Origin of the sequence: Streptomyces sp. NPDC097640 (genome assembly GCF_040302705.1) — a bacterium.
GTDB lineage: Bacteria > Actinomycetota > Actinomycetes > Streptomycetales > Streptomycetaceae > Streptomyces.
On sequence record NZ_JBEOSB010000049.1, the window covers coordinates 23,068 to 40,506 of the forward strand.

General features: G+C 71.0%; 21 protein-coding genes. 17 read left to right on the forward strand and 4 right to left on the reverse strand.

Annotated features, from left to right (window positions below; genetic code table 11):
* Position 1: 1 nt before the first annotated feature.
* The 7 genes from ABTY62_RS45390 (at position 2) to ABTY62_RS45420 (ending at position 5,597) form a co-directional block, all read left to right on the forward strand.
* Positions 2-205, forward strand: a complete 204-nt coding sequence (locus ABTY62_RS45390) for an MbtH family protein (RefSeq protein ID WP_311730753.1) — start codon at positions 2-4, stop codon at positions 203-205.
* Between the two features lie 117 nt (positions 206-322).
* Entirely contained in the window at positions 323-580 is a 258-nt protein-coding gene (locus tag ABTY62_RS45395) for an acyl carrier protein (protein WP_311730754.1), read from the forward strand.
* Positions 577-1,800, forward strand: a complete 1,224-nt coding sequence (locus ABTY62_RS45400) for a beta-ketoacyl-[acyl-carrier-protein] synthase family protein (protein WP_352135260.1) — start codon at positions 577-579, stop codon at positions 1,798-1,800. The genes ABTY62_RS45395 and ABTY62_RS45400 overlap by 4 nt, the downstream gene beginning before the upstream one ends.
* On the forward strand, positions 1,797-2,963 hold the full coding sequence (locus ABTY62_RS45405) for a beta-ketoacyl synthase N-terminal-like domain-containing protein (protein WP_352135261.1): 1,167 nt from the start codon (positions 1,797-1,799) through the stop codon (positions 2,961-2,963). Before ABTY62_RS45400 ends, ABTY62_RS45405 begins: the two co-directional genes overlap by 4 nt.
* Positions 2,960-3,715 carry a 3-oxoacyl-ACP reductase FabG gene (gene fabG / locus ABTY62_RS45410; protein ID WP_352135262.1) on the forward strand — a complete coding sequence of 252 codons (756 nt, stop codon included), beginning with the start codon at positions 2,960-2,962 and terminating at the stop codon, positions 3,713-3,715. The genes ABTY62_RS45405 and fabG overlap by 4 nt, the downstream gene beginning before the upstream one ends.
* 76 nt (positions 3,716-3,791) lie before the next feature.
* On the forward strand, positions 3,792-4,904 hold the full coding sequence (locus tag ABTY62_RS45415; RefSeq protein WP_352135263.1) for a methyltransferase: 1,113 nt from the start codon (positions 3,792-3,794) through the stop codon (positions 4,902-4,904).
* Between the two features lie 135 nt (positions 4,905-5,039).
* The gene (locus tag ABTY62_RS45420; RefSeq protein WP_352135264.1) at positions 5,040-5,597 is read left to right on the forward strand and encodes a hypothetical protein; all 558 of its coding nucleotides are present in this window, start codon (positions 5,040-5,042) and stop codon (positions 5,595-5,597) included.
* On the opposite strand, the gene ABTY62_RS45425 is transcribed toward ABTY62_RS45420, so the two are convergent.
* Positions 5,587-6,561: a helix-turn-helix transcriptional regulator gene (locus ABTY62_RS45425; protein ID WP_352135265.1), complete on the reverse strand. Its 975-nt coding sequence runs from the start codon at positions 6,559-6,561 to the stop codon at positions 5,587-5,589. The genes ABTY62_RS45420 and ABTY62_RS45425 overlap by 11 nt on opposite strands.
* A gap of 104 nt (positions 6,562-6,665) precedes the next feature.
* On the opposite strand from ABTY62_RS45425, the gene ABTY62_RS45430 reads away from it, so the two are divergent.
* Positions 6,666-7,808, forward strand: a complete 1,143-nt coding sequence (locus ABTY62_RS45430) for an epoxide hydrolase family protein (protein ID WP_352135266.1) — start codon at positions 6,666-6,668, stop codon at positions 7,806-7,808.
* Positions 7,809-7,945: 137 nt separating this feature from the next.
* Positions 7,946-8,935 carry a CPBP family glutamic-type intramembrane protease gene (locus ABTY62_RS45435; protein WP_352135267.1) on the forward strand — a complete coding sequence of 330 codons (990 nt, stop codon included), beginning with the start codon at positions 7,946-7,948 and terminating at the stop codon, positions 8,933-8,935.
* On the opposite strand, the gene ABTY62_RS45440 is transcribed toward ABTY62_RS45435, so the two are convergent.
* A complete protein-coding gene (locus ABTY62_RS45440) occupies positions 8,847-9,233 on the reverse strand; it encodes a protein kinase family protein (protein WP_352135268.1) in 387 nt (128 codons plus the stop codon). The two genes, ABTY62_RS45435 and ABTY62_RS45440, sit on opposite strands and share 89 nt — an antisense overlap.
* Positions 9,230-9,430: a hypothetical protein gene (locus ABTY62_RS45445; protein ID WP_352135269.1), complete on the reverse strand. Its 201-nt coding sequence runs from the start codon at positions 9,428-9,430 to the stop codon at positions 9,230-9,232. The genes ABTY62_RS45440 and ABTY62_RS45445 overlap by 4 nt, the downstream gene beginning before the upstream one ends.
* 306 nt (positions 9,431-9,736) lie before the next feature.
* Here ABTY62_RS45445 and ABTY62_RS45450 point away from each other — a divergent pair, with 306 nt between their 5' ends.
* The 8 genes from ABTY62_RS45450 (at position 9,737) to ABTY62_RS45485 (ending at position 16,071) form a co-directional block, all read left to right on the forward strand.
* Positions 9,737-10,345 (forward strand): hypothetical protein, encoded by a 609-nt coding sequence (locus ABTY62_RS45450; protein ID WP_352135270.1) that lies wholly within the window; start codon positions 9,737-9,739, stop codon positions 10,343-10,345.
* A 695-nt stretch (positions 10,346-11,040) separates the two neighbouring features.
* Positions 11,041-11,283 carry a hypothetical protein gene (locus ABTY62_RS45455; protein WP_352135271.1) on the forward strand — a complete coding sequence of 81 codons (243 nt, stop codon included), beginning with the start codon at positions 11,041-11,043 and terminating at the stop codon, positions 11,281-11,283.
* Between the two features lie 448 nt (positions 11,284-11,731).
* Positions 11,732-12,127, forward strand: a complete 396-nt coding sequence (gene tgmA / locus ABTY62_RS45460) for a putative ATP-grasp-modified RiPP (protein ID WP_352135272.1) — start codon at positions 11,732-11,734, stop codon at positions 12,125-12,127.
* Positions 12,127-13,107 (forward strand): ATP-grasp ribosomal peptide maturase, encoded by a 981-nt coding sequence (gene tgmB / locus ABTY62_RS45465; protein WP_352135273.1) that lies wholly within the window; start codon positions 12,127-12,129, stop codon positions 13,105-13,107. Before tgmA ends, tgmB begins: the two co-directional genes overlap by 1 nt.
* A complete protein-coding gene (tgmC, locus tag ABTY62_RS45470; RefSeq protein WP_352135274.1) occupies positions 13,097-14,236 on the forward strand; it encodes an ATP-grasp peptide maturase system methyltransferase in 1,140 nt (379 codons plus the stop codon). Before tgmB ends, tgmC begins: the two co-directional genes overlap by 11 nt.
* 48 nt (positions 14,237-14,284) lie before the next feature.
* The gene (locus ABTY62_RS45475; protein ID WP_352135275.1) at positions 14,285-14,851 is read left to right on the forward strand and encodes a hypothetical protein; all 567 of its coding nucleotides are present in this window, start codon (positions 14,285-14,287) and stop codon (positions 14,849-14,851) included.
* 94 nt (positions 14,852-14,945) lie between these two features.
* Positions 14,946-15,470, forward strand: a complete 525-nt coding sequence (locus ABTY62_RS45480; RefSeq protein WP_352135276.1) for a CGNR zinc finger domain-containing protein — start codon at positions 14,946-14,948, stop codon at positions 15,468-15,470.
* Positions 15,471-15,510: 40 nt separating this feature from the next.
* Positions 15,511-16,071, forward strand: coding sequence for a hypothetical protein (locus tag ABTY62_RS45485; RefSeq protein ID WP_352135277.1), 561 nt, complete (start codon positions 15,511-15,513; stop codon positions 16,069-16,071).
* Positions 16,072-16,123: 52 nt separating this feature from the next.
* Here the strand turns inward: ABTY62_RS45485 and ABTY62_RS45490 are convergent, their stop codons facing one another.
* Positions 16,124-17,398, reverse strand: coding sequence for a hypothetical protein (locus tag ABTY62_RS45490; RefSeq protein WP_352135278.1), 1,275 nt, complete (start codon positions 17,396-17,398; stop codon positions 16,124-16,126).
* Positions 17,399-17,439 lie beyond the last annotated feature (41 nt).

The following is a 17,439-nucleotide window of genomic DNA, read 5'->3' on the forward strand; positions in this document are numbered from 1 at the left end:
TATGACAAACCCCTTCGACGACGAGACCGGAACCTTTCTGGTCCTGGTCAACCACGAGGGCCAGCACTCCCTGTGGCCCGCGTTCGCCGAGGTCCCGGCCGGCTGGACGGCGGTACTCGCCGAGACCAGCCGTGAGGAGGCCCTGGCCTACGTCGAGCGCACCTGGACCGATCTGCGCCCGAAGAGCCTGATCGACGCGGTCTGAGCCAGGCGGCCCGACCGCTGAAACCGACAACTGCCACCGCGCACCGCCCAACCCCCCAACCCCCCACCGCACCGCCGCACCGCCGCACCACTCATTTTCCCAACGGAGGAATTCGCCATGAGCGCCATCACCATCGACACCGCCACCGAGGACAAGGTCCGTGAGATCCTCGCCAACTCCCTCGACCTGGACGGCGAGGAGCTGACCCGCACCGGGCTGTTCGTGGACGAGTACGGGGCCGACTCGCTGTGCGCGATCGAGATGCTGTCCGCCCTGGAGGTGGCCTTCGGCGTCACCATCGAGCAGGACGAACTGGAAAATATGATCCACTTCGAGGCGGTCCTCGAGGTGCTCTCCCGGGCCGAGTCGCGATGACCGCCCGGCGAGTCGTGCTGACCGGGCTCGGGGTCCTGTCCAGCATCGGCAATGGCGTCACCGAGTTCACCAGGGGGCTGCGCGAAGGCCGGTGCGGCGCCGGAGAGATCACTCTCTTCGACGCCACCGGCTTCCGCCGCCAACTGGCCCACGAGGTCAGGGGCTTCGACCCGGCCGAGTGGATCCACCACACCCCGCTCGAGGAACTCGGCCGGGCCGCCCAGTTCTCCGTCGCCGCCACCCGGCTGGCGGTCCGGGACGCCGGGCTCGGCCTCGACGAACTGCGCGGCGGGCGCGGCCTGGTCACCATCGGCACCACCGACGGCGAGGCCCGCGAGCTCGACCGGCTCGTCGAGTCCGAGCTGGAGGTCGGCACCGAGGGCCTGTCCCCGACCGCGGTGCGGCGGCTGCCGGCCCACCGGCTGGCCCTCGCCGTCGTCCGTGAACTGCGGCTGCCGCGGGCGGTGCCGTCCGTGCTCGGCACCGCCTGCGCGGCCGGCAACTACGCCATCGGCGACGGCTTCGACGCCGTACGCTCCGGCGAGGCCGACTACGCGCTGGTCGGCGGGTCGGACGCGCTGGCCCGCCGTACCTTCGCCGGCTTCTCCCGGCTCGGCCTGGTCGCCTCCGACCGGTGCCGGCCGTTCGACGCCCACCGCGAGGGGCTGCTGACCGCCGAGGGCGCCGGTGTGCTGCTGCTGGAGCCCCTGGAGTCGGCCCTGGCGCGCGGCGCCCGGATCTACGCCGAGCTGCTGGGCTACGGCCTCAACTGCGACGCCCACCACCCGACCGCGCCCGACCAGGAGAGCGTCGCCCGCTGCATGGGCCTCGCGCTCGCCGACGCCGGGATCAAGCCGGAGGAGGTCGATCTGGTGTCCGCGCACGGCACGGGCACCAAGACCAACGACATCACCGAGACCCGCGCGATCCGCGAGCTGTTCGGCGACCGGCCGCCGCGCACCGTGGCCCTGAAGTCCATGCTCGGCCACTCCATGGGCGCGGCCAGCGCCCTGGGCGCCGCGGCCTCGGCCGTCGCCCTGGCCCACGGCTTCATCCCGCCCACCGTCAACCACCGCTCCACCGATCCCGAGTGCGGCATCGACTGCGTGCCCAACCAGGCCGTCGCGGCGCCCCTGCGGATCGTGGTCAACAACGGCCTGGCCTTCGGCGGCAACAACGCCTCCGTCGTCCTCGGCCGCTACGAGGAGGACCAGCGATGACCCCCGCACACCTCACGGAGGTCACCCCCGCCGGCCGGCCCGACGACCGGCCGCCCGCCCGTACCGGCCGCGCCGTCATCACCGCCTGGTCGGCGGTCTCCCCGTACGGGCTGGGGCGGGAGGCGTACGCGGCGGGGATCGCCGCGCGCCGCCCCACCGCGGCCGCCCCGGACCCGGACGCCTGGCAGACGCCCGACGCCACCGCCTGCCTGGTGCCCGGCTTCGACCTCCGTACGGTCCTGGGCCGGGCGGGCACCCGCACCATGGACCGCGGCATGGGGCTCGCCGTCACCGCCGTACGCGAGCTGTTCGCGGAGGCCGAGGCCGACGAGCGCCCGGTGACCCGCGGGGCCGGGACCGCGCTCGTCCTCGGCACCACCTGGGGCGGCGCGGCCGGACAGCACAACTTCAGCCGGGCCTCGTTCGTCGGGGAAAAGCCCTACGACGTGCCGGCCCAGCTGATGCCCAACACCCTGATGAACAGCTCGGCCGGGGCCAGCGCCATCCGCTTCGGCCTCAAGGGCCCCAACACCACCCTGGCCGGCGGCCGCCCCGCCGCCCTGCTCGCCCTCGCCTACGCCCGCCGGCTGCTGGCCGCGGGCCGGGCCGAGCGGGCGCTGGTCGGGGCGATGGAGGAGTACTCCGGGACCCGCTCCTGGATGGAGCGGCACAGCCGGGGCGCGGACGAGGATCAGGCCGCGCCGCTGGGGGAGGGCTGCGCGGTGCTGCTGGTCGAGCCCGCCGACGCCCTCCCCGAGGATCGTCAGGCGCTCGCCGAACTCCTGGCGATCGACGTACGGGTGGACGTCACCGGCGACCTCCCCGGCACCCTGCGGGAGAGCGTGCGCCACGCCCTCACCGAGTCCGGCGTCGAGCCGGGCGAGGTGTGGGCGGCGGCCGGCGGCGGGCTGACCGGCGCCGCGGGAGACGCGGAACGGGCGCTGCTCACCGAGCTGTTCGGGCAGGAGGCAGCCGGCCGCCTGGTGTGCCACGAGCTCATCGGCGACACGGCCTCCGCCCAGGCCGCGTTCCAGCTCGCCGCCGTCCTGGTCGCGGCGGCCGAGGACCCGGCCTCGGCGGGCCGGGCGGCCGTGATCACCTCGGTGGACCGCGAGGGCCTGGTGGCCTGCGGGGTGCTGCGGCTGCTGGGCGGTGCCCGATGAGCCCCATAGAACGGCCGATGGCTCCGGTCGCGCTGGTCAGCGGCGGCTCCCGGGGCATCGGCCGGGCGGCCGCGCTGCGGCTGGCCCGGGACGGCTACGCGATCAGCTTCTGCTACCGCTCGGACGAGGAGGCGGCCCGGCAGCTCGGCAAGGAACTCGCCGAGCTGGGGGTCGGCTCGCTCGCCCAGCGCCTGGACATCTCCGACGGCGAGGCCGTACGCGCATGGGTCACACGCACCGAGCGCGAGCTGGGCCCGATCGCCGTCGCCGTGGCCAGCGCGGGCATCACCCGCGACAAGCCGATGCTGATGATGTCCGACCAGGACTGGCACGCGGTCGTCTCCACCAACCTGGACGGCGCGGCCCACGTCTGCCGGGCCGTGCTGTTCCCGATGGTCAAGCGCAGGTCGGGCGCCATCATCACCCTCTCGTCGGTGTCCGGGGTCTACGGCAACCCGGGCCAGGGCAACTACTCGGCCTCCAAGGCCGGGATGGTCGCCATGACCCGGGCGCTGGCCAAGGAGGTCGGCCGCTACGGCATCCGCGCCAACGCCGTGGCCCCCGGAATGATCGACACCGATATGACCGGCGCCCTCAGCGGCAGCCGGCGGGACCGCGCCGTGGCGGCCATCCCGCTGGGCCGGTTCGGCACCGCGGAGGAGGTCGCGGAGGCCGTGTCCTTCCTGGCCTCCGACAGGTCCGCGTACATCACCGGATCCGTGCTCCAGATCGACGGCGGGATCGTCCTGTGACACGCCCGCCGGAGGCCCGCCGCGCCACCGCCCACCACACCCCTGTCCTCACTCGCCCCGCCAAGGAGCCGGCCTCATGACCCTCCCCGCCACGACCGCGTCCGCCAACCTCACCCCGCTCGTCGACACCACCGCCTTCCCGCAGACCGTGGACGGCGAGGTGCGGGCCGCCCACCGGCTGTACGAGCATCTGATCGGCATCTGGGCGCCAGGCGTCATCGAGGCCGCCCAGGACCTCGGCGCCTTCGCCGCCCTCACCGTCGGCCCGGCCACCGCCGCCCAGCTCGCCGAGATCCTCGACACGGACCTGCGGGCCACCCGCGTCCTGCTGGACGGCCTCTACGCGTACGACGTGGTCGAACGCACCAGAGGAGCGGACGGCCAGGCCGTCTACACCCTCCCGCCCGAACTGCACGGCGTCTTCGCCGCCGACGGGCTGTTCAGCCTCGCCGGGAAGATCGGCCACGACCGCAACGTCGCCTGGAACGCCTGGCGCCACCTCGCCGAGAACGTCCGCTCCGGCGCCCGGTCCGCCGACGGCGCGCAGCAGCTCAACCAGATATCGGAAGAGGACTACACCTCGCTGGTCCGCGGCATCAGCTTCTGGGCCCCGCCGATCACCCGGGCGCTCGCCGACGCCCTGCGGGACCTCGGCTGGAGCACCGGCCGCTCCGCGACCCTCCTTGACGTCGGCTGCGGCACCGGCATCTACAGCCACCTGCTGCTGCGCGAGTTCCCCGAGCTGACCGCGCGCGGCCTGGACGCCGAGCGGATCATCCCGATCGCCGCCCGGCAGGCCGCACAGCTGGGGGTCGCCGAGCGGTTCCGGGGCGAGGTCGTGGACTTCTGGAGCGAGGACTGGGGCAACGGCACCGACCTCGCGCTGTTCGTCAACATCTTCCACCTCCAGACCCCCGAGTCGGCCCGTGAGCTGCTGCTGAAGGCGACCAAGGGGCTCACCGAGGACGGAGTGATCGCGATCGCCGACCACATCGTCGACGAGGAGAACGGGAAGGGCTCGGTCCAGAACAGGTTCTTCCGGCTGTTCGCCGCGTCGATGCTGGCCACCGGCGGCGGCGACGCCTTCACCGTCCAGGACTACGACCAGTGGCTGGCGGACGCGGGGCTGCGCCGGATCGGCCTGCTCGACACCCCGATGCACCGGGTGCTGCTCGCCCGCCGCTCCTGACCACTGCCCCCACCCCCGGGGCCCGGCAGCCCTCTGCCGGGCCCCGGGCATCGGGCATCGGGCATCGGGCATCGGGCATCGGCATCGGCATCGCTCCGGACGGAGATGTCCGTGACCCGTGCTACCCATGCTCGTATGACGGATGCGGAATACTCCGAACTGCTGCTGGCTCTCGACAAGTTCGCCGAGGGCCTGGACCCGCGTGAGCGAGTCGCCGTGCTTTACGGACTGATCGCCCCGCTGCTCGGTCGTATCGAAGGTGAGGACGGCGAGCTCAGCGATGATCCGGTGATGTCGAATCAGGAAGCGGTGCGGGGGCTGCGCGCGGCAGCCGCCGGGGAGCAGGTGGACGCCGACGCCATCCATGAGCACCTGACCACCGTGGGGCTGTCCTATTCCGAGGACCAGGATCCGGACTTCCACGTGATATCCCAGTCGGCCTACGCGGCGGCGGCCTGGCTGACCCTCTGGGCGGGGCGGGGACTGCGCGGCGACGACTCCCACACGGATGGCGAGGACGTGCTCCCGCGCTTCGCTCCCTCGACGTTCACGCAGATCGCCGACATGGCGGCCTGGACTCGGTCGGATCAGATGTACCTCTTCTGGGAGGACGCCATCGAAGACCCCGACCTGGGTGATCTGTGGGCCGCGACCCACGAGCTCAGGGCGATGTACGTGGAGATCACCGCCTGACATCCGCGGCACCGGCGGCCCGGAGCGCACGGGCCCCGACCGTACGCAGATGAGCCAGCAGCTCCGGGGGCTCATGCACCTGGAACTCGCAGCCCAGCATGAGCAGCCGGGACGCCAGCCACTCCAACGTGTCGGCGCGTCCGCGCAGTTCACAGCTGTTCTCGTCGATCGGCCGCACCTCGCCCGGCGCCGCCCCGAGCCGCTCCGCCGCCTGATCGGCCGGCAGACCCACCGTGGCCCGCACCTCGTAGGTCGGCGCGAGGGAGTACAGCCTGCGGGTGACGAAGGCGGCCGCGTCCTTCTCCGGCAGATCGCGGGGCGGGACGCGTACGCCGGTGGGCTGGAGGCGGGCCATCCGGTCGACGCGGAAGATCCTCCAGTCGTCGCGCTCGGTGTCGTACGCCAGCAGATACCAGCGGCGGCCGGCCAGCACCAGCCGGTGCGGCTCGACGAGCCGCCGGGTCCGGCCACCGTCCCCCGCCTGGTAGGCGAATCGCAGCCGTTCGTGGCCGGCCACGGCCGCGGCGGCCACCGCGAGTTCATGGGGGTCGACGGGCGAGGCGCTCCCGGTGAAGAGCGACTCCGTCGCGGTCCGGAAGGCCCCGACCCGGTGCCGCAGCCGGGACGGCAGCACCTGCTCCAGCTTGGCCAGGGCGCGCAGGGACGCCTGCTCGATACCGCTCACCGGCTTGCCGACCGCCGTGCTCAGCGCGACCGCGATGGCCACCGCCTCCTCGTCGTCCAGCAGCAGCGGCGGCATGGCCTTGCCCGCGGCGAGCCGGTATCCCCCGGTGGCCCCCATCGTCGCCTCCACCGGATATCCCAGCTCGCGCAGCCGGTCGACGTCCCGGCGGACCGTGCGAGGGCTGACCCCCAGCCGATCCGCGAGCTCGCTGCCGGGCCATTCGCGCGGGGTCTGAAGCAGGGACAACAGGGACAGCAGCCGGGCCGATGGGGTGCTCATGGCGTCCATGATGCCCGGCCATCTAGGCCAGGATCCGACCTAGATCACTCCTACAGTCGTCGCAGCGACCGCAAGCCCCTTCCAGAAGAGGAATCAGCACCGCCATGAGCGACGACCTCCACCCCATTCGCCCCTTCCGCATCGACATCCCCCAGGCCGACCTGGACGAGCTGCGCGAACGCCTCGCCCGTACCCGCTGGACGCGCGGGCTGCCCGGCGAGGGCTGGAGCCGTGGCGTGCCCCTGGCTCACCTCAAGGAGCTGGCCGACTACTGGGGAGACGGCTACGACTGGCGTCGGCACGAGGCGCGGCTGAATGAGTTCCCGCAGTTCATGACCGAGATCGACGGACAGGACATCCACTTCCTGCACGTACGCTCGCCCGAACCCGACGCCCTGCCGCTGGTCCTCAACCACGGCTGGCCGAACTCCTTCATCGAGTTCGCCGACCTCATCGACCGCCTCACCGACCCTCGCGCACACGGCGGCGACCCGTCCCAGGCCTTCCACGTCGTCGTCCCGTCCCCGCCCGGCTTCGGCTTCTCCGCGCCGCCCCGCGAGACCGGCTGGACCGCCACCCGGGTGGCGGGGCTCTGGACCCAGCTGCTGCGGCGCCTCGGCTACGACCGCTACGGCACCCAGGGCGGGGACCTCGGCGCGTACATCGCCCCCGACATGGCCAAAGCGGCGCCGGACCACGTGGTCGGCGTCTACATCATCGCGGGCCTCGGCCTCCCCACGGAGGCCGACGTCTCCGAGCTGACCGACGACGAACGCGCCGCCTTCGAGCAACTCCAGCAGGCGGACTGGATGAACGGCGTCCCCCACCACGCGCTGCTGCGCGCCGCCGCGCAGACCTTCGCCTACGGCTGGCACGACTCCCCCGTCGCCGCGCTGGCCTGGATGACGCAGAAGTTCAAGGAGTTCACCGTCGCCGACAAACTCCCCGAGGAGTTGATCGACCGCGACCTGCTCCTCACCAACACGACCCTCTACTGGCTCACCGACACCTTCGGTTCCTCCTCCTGGCCCATGTACGACAGCACGGGCTTCGGCTGGCCGGAGGGCCAGAAGGCCGCGCCCACCGGCGTCTACAGCGGCGCCCCCGGGATCCGCCGGCTCGCCGAACGGCACAACACCATCGTCCACTGGCCCACCGACAACCCGGGCGGCCACCACTTCGTGGCCATGGAGCGGCCCGACGACGTGGCCGCCGACCTCCGCCGCTTCTTCGACAAGGTCCGCTGACCCGGAACACCTCCGATCCGGAATACCTCGAAGGATGTAGGCGCGTCTCATCAGCGGTCACGAGGTCCGGGGCCGAAACGGAACCGAGACTGGCAGAAGCACGGCGAACCGATCACCAGCTCAGCCAGGACGGACGAATGACGCGGCAGCACCCGGGCGGAAGCGCCGCCCCTTCCCGATCCAGCGCCCTGGCCAGGGCCCTCGCCGGCGGCCTGCTCATGGCCGCCGCGCTGGGCGTCGGTACGGCCGCGGGCTCGGCCGCCGCGGAACGGGCCGGGCTCACCGGGACCGCGGCCCGGTTGGTCCCGGCCGTTCTGGTCAGCGCGCTGGCGGTCGTCCCCGTAACTCTCGCGGTACGGCGGCGCGGCGCATCGCTCAAGGCCCTGGGCCTCGGCGGTGCCAGGGCCGGGCTGCGGGCGTTTCTCACCGGCGTGGCCGTGACGGCGGCCTCGGCGGCGCTCGTCCTCGGCGCCGGGACGGCCGGGGGCCTGCTGCGCTGGTCGCGCCCGGACCCCGTGCCGCTCGTCGGCTTCCTGATAACCAACGCGGTGATCGCGCTGCTGCTCGAAGCCCTGCCCGAAGAGACCACGCTGCGCGGCTACGCCTGGACCGCCCTGCGCGAACGGTTCGGCGGCACGGCCTCGGCGCTCGGCACGACGGCCGTCTTCCTGCTCGTGCCGGGCGCGTCGACCGTGGCGTACGCGGCGACAGCGTGGTTGGCCGGCGCCGAGCCCGCCCCCGTCGGCATCGTGCCACCGGGACAGGACGCGGCCTCCTATCTGATCCTGCTCCCCATCTTCGGGCTGACCCTCGTCGCGGCCCGGACCGCGGTCGGCCAGTCCCCGCTCTGGGCCGCCATCGGCACACACTTGACCTTTCTCACGGTCAACCGCGTCGCGCTGGAGGGCGACCGGCGCGGCGCGGGCTGGTCGGCGAGCCGGACGAGCCCCGACGCGGTGCTGCTCGTGCCCGCGTATCTGCTCGTCGCGGGGGTCTTGTTCCTGCTGTGCCGACGCGGCCGACGCGTGGGCAACCGCGTCAGATACGCAAGGTCAGCTGCGAGAGATCGGAGCGAATCCGTGCCGGTGCCGGCCTGTCCCCAGGATCCTTCGCGAGCAGGCCGATGAGCAGCGGCCCCAGTGACCCCGCGCGTCGCGGGGTGAGCGGCGGGTCGGTCAGCACGGCGGCCATGGCCGCCGTCGGGCTCGGCCCGCCGAAGGCCGCCGATGCCTCGGCGGCGTAGAAGAGGGTGGCTCCAAGTCCCCACAGATCGGTGGCGGGTGAGCTCTCCAGCCCCCGGATCTGCTCCGGGGCCACATAGGCGGGCGTCAGGGCCGGCGGTGCGTCGGCCACCCGTTCACTCACCACGAGCAGGGATCGCGCTCCGGCGAGGACCGCGCAGGCCGTCAGTGCCAGGAGCGTCACGAGAGGGTGCCGTACTCCCCGCGGATCCCGCGGGTCCGGACCTGCGCGAGGCGTTCCAACAGACCGACGAGGACGCGGTAGTACGCGACTTCCGGTTCGCGCTCCATCCAGATGTTGCCGGTGGGGGTCTCCGTTGTTGCGTTGTCGGACCATCCGGTTGGTTTCCGCTGCGCTCTTCTGCGCTCTTCGAGATGCACGACGAATGGATCGCCTTACCGCGCCGCCACCTCCCCGAAGGCGATACGGGCGATATCTACCGTAAACTCTCTTTTAGTTCCTCCGCGCTACCCAACGCACCGAAATGCAACCGCCAGTTGATCCCCAACAGCATGACGAGGGACACTACCTGGCGGATGCGCGTTCCCGACCGAGTGGCACTCGCCTCGGCGTCCTCCCGTGCAGGTCATCGGAGGCCATTTACCCAGAGATTACCGGGCAGTTGACCTCAGGGTTTCGTGGTAGCGTCCTTGTTCGAAGGGACAGTGCAACCTGAAAGGGAAATCGTGAACACGGAGAAGATCGCCGCTCGCCGCCTCTCACTGGAAGAGGTGACGAAGCTCGGCGTGAAGGACAGGCTCTTCGTTTCCGCCGACACGGCAGAATTCAAGCTTCCCAACTGCTATGTCCCTGCTTTTCTGACCAAGTCCGGTGAGGATTTCGAGGGCGGCTCGATCACGGCGAGAACCGTATTCCAGGAAGAGGTCACCTGCCTTCCCGACGACGAGAATGAAGCCGGAATCTACTTGGCCGACGAGAACGGCTCGGCGACCATCGAGGTTCTCCAGTCCGCCGGTGTCGTGCTGGACCTGGCACTTTTCGTCCCTGGTGGGGACAAGGGGGCCCTCACGGCCCTTTACGCTGCGGCCCGGCAGGCCTTCGGCGCCGACGTCGTGCAGATCTGGCGCCAGGGCCTCAAGGAGGTTCCCGACGTGAAGGTCGACATCTTCGAGGAGCAGATTCCCCGGGGGCGCAAGGCGGGCGACAGCCCCAAGCGTGACCGTCGCGCGGTCGACACCTACCCCACCCGTGCGGACTTCATCGAGTTCTCCGCGGGGTGGAAGCCGGTCGTTGAGATTCACAGGCCGGTTGTTGACGACACCCCGACCATCTGAGGCGGCGTTACCTCTCGTTCTCGGCCTGAGAGAACGCCGAGAACGCATGCGCCGGCCCCGGTCGACCCCTGAGCGGCCCAGGGAGCCGTCGGAAAACAACTCACGCACGCTGAAGCGCCGTTCCACTCGGTGACCTCGCGAGACGGCCCGCCTGACCAAGGTCAAGGCCTGAAGTTATTCTGCGACAGCCCTCAGGGCTTCGGCGTAGTCGAGTGACGTCCACTTCGTGCTCAGGCGAGGCCGAGGAGCGTGAGGGGTCGGCCGGAGGCGATGTTCTTCGCGCCGTTCAGTCGCAGGGCGCCGACCGCGAGGTTGCGCCAGGTCGCCATAGCGCGGGGTGCGCCGTCGGTCCGCCCCCGCGCACACGGTCAGGTCGAGGACGACGGCCAGCGCGTGCCGCACTCCTCGCAGCCGGATCATCTGCTGTCAGCCCGAACGCCCAGCCCAGCCGCTCATCCCATGCACGAGCGTCGTCCGCATCTGCACCTGTCTTTTCAGCCACGCAGGGGTCATCCCCCGGCACCGTCGGCCGGCTCCGCCCGACGGTGCCCGGAGACGCAGGCCACCGAGGCGCAATGGACATGAGACAGGAACCGTTCGCTCAGCCGTTGACTGCTGCAACGATCGCGGGGGGGCATGGCCAATCTGACTGGAGCAGACCGACAATGCAATTCGTATCACGATCACTCGGACGGGTGAAAAAGGCCCTGTTCGGCCCCCGCACCCCCGCCCCCGAACAACACCCGATTCCCGTCCAGCCCCCGCCGCGCAGCGCCGAACCCGACCCCATGCCGCACCTCATGTCGTACGCGGAACAGATCCGCTTCGGGCTGCCCCGTATTCCGTTCGGGTGGACGATCCCCCTCATGCACGGCACCGACCCGGCGCCCCCGTACGTCCCGCACTTCGCACACGAACGGGCGGGGACCAACTGGTGACGGACCCAGAAGACCCCGCCGTCGACGCCGAGAAAGCCGCCCGCGAACTCCAATCCGCGTTAGACCTCGCCGGTGTCGAGGTGCTGAGCATCGGCTGGTCGGCCACAGGCGGAACGTCACCCCTGCGCCTCGTGCACATCATCGGCGTCCGCCCACAAGCGGCCCAGAGTCTCGCGTACGTCGTCAGACGAGGCATCCGCAGCAGAAGCCCCCAAGGAGCACTCCTCGGACAGACGACGGCCGAAGACCTCAGGGCAGCGCTCGACCCACGGCCACCGGCGGTACTGCGGCTATTGCGCGGGCTGGGGCGACGTCAACTGTCCCGACTGCGGGGGATTCGCGGGATGCGTGACGTGCGAGGGCACCGCCAAAGTGGCGTGCATGGTGTGCTCGTCCGGGCGGCGGCCCAAGTGGATCCCGTAATACGTGATCAAGCGCGAATTATGCGATGGCATGCCGATCGCCAACCCCAACGCACCCCACGGGCGCGCCAAGGGCGCACCCCGCACCCGAGCCATGCCCTCTGCGCCCTCTATCAGGCGCCCCCCGAACAGACGGCACTCTGAGTACCAACGCAAACACTACGAGGCGGTTGCACGTGAGTGATCACGGCCCAGCCCCATGGGGGTTGACTCGGATGAGGCCCTTTCCACCGGCAGAACGACTCCCCCACGCCACGACCGTGCTCGACCCAAAGACGCAGATCGGCCAGTGGCTCGACGCGGACGGCACCGTTGTACCGGTGACGGGCAAACACAAGAAGCCGTCAACGGCCAAGGAGACGAGGCCGAAGACAAGTCTGGACGGCAACACGGACGAGGGAAGCGACCAGGAGACCGACTGATGGGTGAAGCCGACCGCGAGCCGGCCGTGCTTCTCGTCACCAAGGTGGACGACACCACCGCCGATCTGGTCATCGAGCAGCTGAACGCCCGACGGGTCCCGGTCGTGCGGTTGGATCCCGGCGACTTCCCCACAACCGTGGCAGTGAGCGCCTACGTGGACAGTCACGGCCTGAGCGGCAGCCTCCGCACCCCTTCCCGCTTCGCCGACCTCCGACGGATCCGTTCGGTCTACTGGCGACGCCCCAGTCCCTATACCGCTGCCGGGGATCTGAGCGCTCAGGATGCGCGCTGGTGCGCCGAGCAGGCCCGCTACGGCCTGGGCGGACTGCTCGGGGCGCTACCCGGCGCGCACTACGTGAACCATCCCTGGCGCAACCGCGCGGCCGAATACAAGCCCGCTCAGCTCGCCACCGCCACGCGGTGCGGGCTGGCGGTGCTGCCGACTCTCATCACCAACGACGCCGAGCGTGCCAGGCAGTTCGCGGCGGAGCACGCACCGGTGGTCTACAAGCCGGTACGGAACAGCGACTACCGCGGCGAAGGCCACCGCGCGCTCACGGTGTGGGTGGAGGAAGTGGACCCCGCGGACATCGACACCGGCGTGACGCGGACCGTGCACGTCTTCCAACCACGCCTGGACAAAGTGGCCGACGTCCGCCTGACAGTCGTGGGAGACCATTTCTTCGCCGTGCGCATCGACGGATCGCCGGGGCTGGACTGGCGACGGCACTACGACGCGCTCTCGTACGCCCTGATCGAGACGCCGCCGGAAGTGGCCAAGGGAGCCCGGACCTATCTCGACGCGTTCGGCTTGGTCTTCGGCGCCTTTGACTTCGGTGTGGACCGTCACGGCCGCTGGTGGATGTATGAATGCAATCCCAACGGTCAGTGGGCCTGGTTCCCCGATCCCATCACCGCCCGCATCACCAATGCCCTCGCCGATCAACTCCATCACTCAGGACAACCCCATGCCCGCTGACGCAGCCCGACTCCGCCGCGCCCTCGCCGACCAGATCAGCGAAAGCGGCCGCATGACCGACCCCGCATGGCGGGCGGCCATCGAGGCCGTCCCCCGGGAGCTCTTCCTGGGGACGGAGCTCTACCGGCCCAACGGCGCCACGTGGGAACCCGTCAACCTCGCCGAGCTCGGCGAGGAGGAGTGGCTACGCCTGGCCTGTTCCGACACCACATGGGTCACCCAGGTGGACGGCACCGCCGCCGCCGACGCCCCCGGGCCGGTGGTCGGCCGACCCACGTCTTCCGCCACCCTGCCGTCTCTGGTGGTACGGACACTCGAAGTGGCGGGGATCCGGGAGGGGGACAAGGTGCTCGAGATCGGCACGGGCACCGGCTACTCGACCGCGATCCTCTGCCACCGCCTGGGCGATGCGAACGTCACGTCGATCGAATACGACCCCGCCCTGGCCGAAAGGGCCGCCGATCGCCTCCACGCGATCGGCTACTCCCCTACCCTGGTCACCGGCGACGGCCTCCAGGGACACAGCGAGGGCGCCGAGTACGACGCCGTCGTGGCAACCTGCGCCGTCCGGCACATTCCCCGTCCCTGGCTGTGGCAAGTCCGCGACGGCGGGCACATCACCACCACCCTCAGCGGCTGGATGATCGCCTCCGGCCTCATCCGTCTCACCCTCGACGAGAGCGGCACCGCGACCGGCCGCTTCACCGGGGACACCGTCTCGTACATGCTGGCCCGCCCCCACGAGCGTCCGCCCCGGCCCGTGTTCCACCGACTTCCTGGTCAGACCCGCCCCAGCCGTATTGATCCTGGGCTTCTCCACGACTGGACGGGACACTTCATCGCCCAGCTGTCCGCGCCCTCAGCAGAGTTCTGGACCTCCGGGGACAACGACGTGGTCCTCGCCGACGTGGCCACCGGATCCCAGGCGTGGACGGAAGTGGACCAAGACGGTTGGACCGTTCACCAGCATGGCCCGCTGCGCCTGTGGGACCAGGTCGAAGCGGCCCTGGGGACATGGCAGAAGGCCGGATCACCCGACCAGTCCGCCTTGGGGATGACCGTCACCGACGAGACGCAGACCGTCTGGCTCGAAGTCCCGGACGGGCCGAGTTGGCAACTGCCCACCTGAACGACGTTCCCGCCCACGGCCGTCGACAGGTGCGGTAGACACATCACCGTGGACCAGGGAATAGCAGCATTGCTCGGGGCGTCGATCGGCGTAACAGGCACCGTCCTCGCGTCGGCGATCACTGGTTGGTCAACGCGTCAGCAGGTGCGAGCACAGGCCAGGGCCGAGCACGCACACTGGCGCAGGCAGGTGCGCCGTGATGCCTACAGCGCCTTCCTCGCTCCAGCCAGTGAGTCACAGAACGCGCTGAAGACGGCCGGGCGCGCGTTCGTAGGCGAAAGAGATACAGAAGAAATCGTTCGCAGACTGCAACAGGCTGATGTCCAGCTGGCGCTGGCTCAGGCTGCCTGGGCCAACCTGGCGGTCGAAGGGCCGGAGACCGTGGAGCAGGCCGCTCGAAGCGTCTACAGAGCGCTTCGGTCCACGGAGACGACCCTTCTCGCATTGCTTGACTCCCCGGCGGACACCGAGGACGGCAACGCCCGCTTCCTGGAGCGCCATGCCGTGGAGGTGGGTCGGCTGTCGGAGCGCTTGAGCGAGTTTGCCGCGGCGGCGCGAGCCGCGTTGGACGATGTCGAGGGGCTGGATGTCCTGCCGGTCGGCAGGAGGCGTTGACTCGGTCGTCCGCCTCTGAGGACGGGTTGAAGAAGTCACCGCCCAGAGTCTCCGGCGTCGTGCGTCCTGCCGGCCAGACTGCTGTAATGAACTGATGCACCTCAACCCTTACGGCGAGGACGCCGTCAACCTGGCCGCGGATCTGGCCAACCGGCGCCCGGCGAGCGCCGAGGAGCTCGCGGACCGCTGCCGCGCCGCCGGTCTGGTGCTGGAACGCCCGGTCGCACCAGAGGACTTGGACCATGCGCTGGCGGCGCTGGACGCGTGGGAGGAGGCCGTCGACGCTACCGACGGGCGTACGCGCGCCGAGTTGGTCAACCGGATGCTGGCGGCCGCCGCCGCCCACCCGCGGCTGACCGACCACGGTGGCGACGGCTGGCACCTGCACTATCGCGACGACCAGCAGCCGCTCGGCTCCCTGCTGTTCTCGCTGATCTCCGTCGGCACCGCGCTCCACCTGGCGGGACGTGGCATGCACCGGCTCCGACGGTGTGCCGTGACCGAGTGCACCACGATCTTCGCCGACACCTCCCGCACGGGACGGCAGCGCTACTGCTCGCAGCGGTGCGCCAACCGCGACGCGGTACGCCGACACCGCGCGCGGGCGGTACGGGGGTGAGGGGGGCCTCGCTGTCGGACCCTCATGTCATCCTCGGACCGTGACCAATGCGGAGACAGCCCAGGAACGGCGCGACGACGACAGGCTCACCCCTGAAGAGTGGGACGACCTGATCGGCGCGTGGGACGAGATCCGGCACGGCTACTACCTTGGCGATGCGCCGGGCACGGTGCTGAAGTGCGCGACGAATCTCGAGGCGAGCGTGGCGGCCGGCACGCCGACGCCGGACACGGCGCTGTGGACGCTCGGGCTGGTGCTGACAGGCCCGTACGTGATCTACGCCCGCCCGGACGCCGCGGCCGAGGCCCGGGTGCTGGAGGCGATGGGCGCGGTCGAGCGGGCTCTCGGGCAGGCGTCCTGTGCGCATGAAGAACATCCCTGTGACGACGCGCCGCTCGATGAGGAGCTGGACAACTTCCGGTACGTCCTGGAGATGCTGGCCCACCCGGAGCGGGACGCCGACCATGACGCGGCCCTGGCCGACGAGGAGAACTGGCCCGACGAGGAAGGGGCTCAGTCCTGGTACGAGGGCCGGATGACGCGGGAGATATGGTCCTGCCCGACCAATCTGGCCGGGTTCGCCCGCACCTTTCCCGGCTGAGTCCGGGCGCCCCACGGCCGCCGCCCCACAGCCGCCACCCCATGGCCGCCCCTCAGAACCGGAGCGCACCGGCGAACGGGCCGTGCCCGACGCCCTCCTCCGTCACCGCCAGCCACCCGTGGCCCCGGACCGTGGTTCCGGGGCCGATGTCCGGCGGGTAGAGCGACAACGCCTTCGCGGCGCCCTCCACCTCGGTCTCTGCGGACGCGCCGGGCACCTCGTAGTCCGGGTCGTAGTCCGGGTCCTCGGTGATGGGCGTCTCCCAGGGCATCGGGTCCCCCGTCCACTCGGGCTCCGCGTAGCGCTCATAGGCGCGACGCACCGTGCCGTTCTCCGCGACCGCCCAGGTCATCGCGTCCATGTTGTCCTCTTGGAAGAACATCTGGGCATGGCCGCACTCCGCGCTGATCGCCGCGAGTTCGGTGAGGCCCCACTGTCCCTCCCCCAGCGGAGTGTCCGCGTAGACCAGCCTCCAGCCGTCCAGTTCGGGGGTCACGAACACGCGGTACGCGGTGCGCCGCGCCCCATCCGGGCGGGATACGACGGCCGTATCGCCCCGCTGTGTCGCGGAGTTGCCCATGCTCAGCGTGCACGGCCGCCGGTCGTGCAGGCCGAGGGCCGTGAACAGGCCCTCGTACGTGTCGCCGGGCACGGCGAACCACCAGTGCTCGGAGAGGGGTTCGGCGTCGTCGGCGCCGGGCCCGGACGTCTTGATACGGGCCAGCCGCTCAAGCGCCCGCCTGTCCTGTTCGTCGAGCACGGACTCGCCGCCGAGGAGGGTCAGGGCCGTCAGCGCGTGGCGGCGCAGCGGGCCCGGTCCGTTGCGGCGGATGCCGCGCAGTTCCGGGAGCGCGGCCGGGCCGATGGCCTGGAGGGCCCCCTCCGCCTTGAACTGGGTGAACCGGGTGTGACCGCCCGTCCCCAGGAAGGGCAGCACGGCCCTGACGGCGGAGATCGCCGCCGCGCCCAGGTGCTCCAGGCCGCTCAGCCCCTCCTGCTGGATGGTCTCGCTCGGGTGCTCCAGCGCCGCGATGTAGCGCGTGAGGCAGCGCTCGTCGAAGGCGCGGACCAGCCGTCCCAGTTCGCGTGAGCCTCGGCCCTTCTCGTCCGCGGCCAGCGCGGCGAGCGCCGCGTCGAACGCGGGCGGGCCGATCCGCCACAGCGCCTCCTTCACCACCTCGCGCGAGGAAGGGACCGCTTTGGGCAGCACCGCCAGCAGCGCCGGCACCGCGGTCTCGCCACGTTCGGTCAGGCGGCCGATGAGGCGCTCCCGGCTCTCCTTGTCGCGGGCCTGCCCGAGCTCCGTCAGGAGTTCCTCTTGATCCATACGGGTGACTCTAGCCACGACCGCTCGCCCGCCCGGTCGCC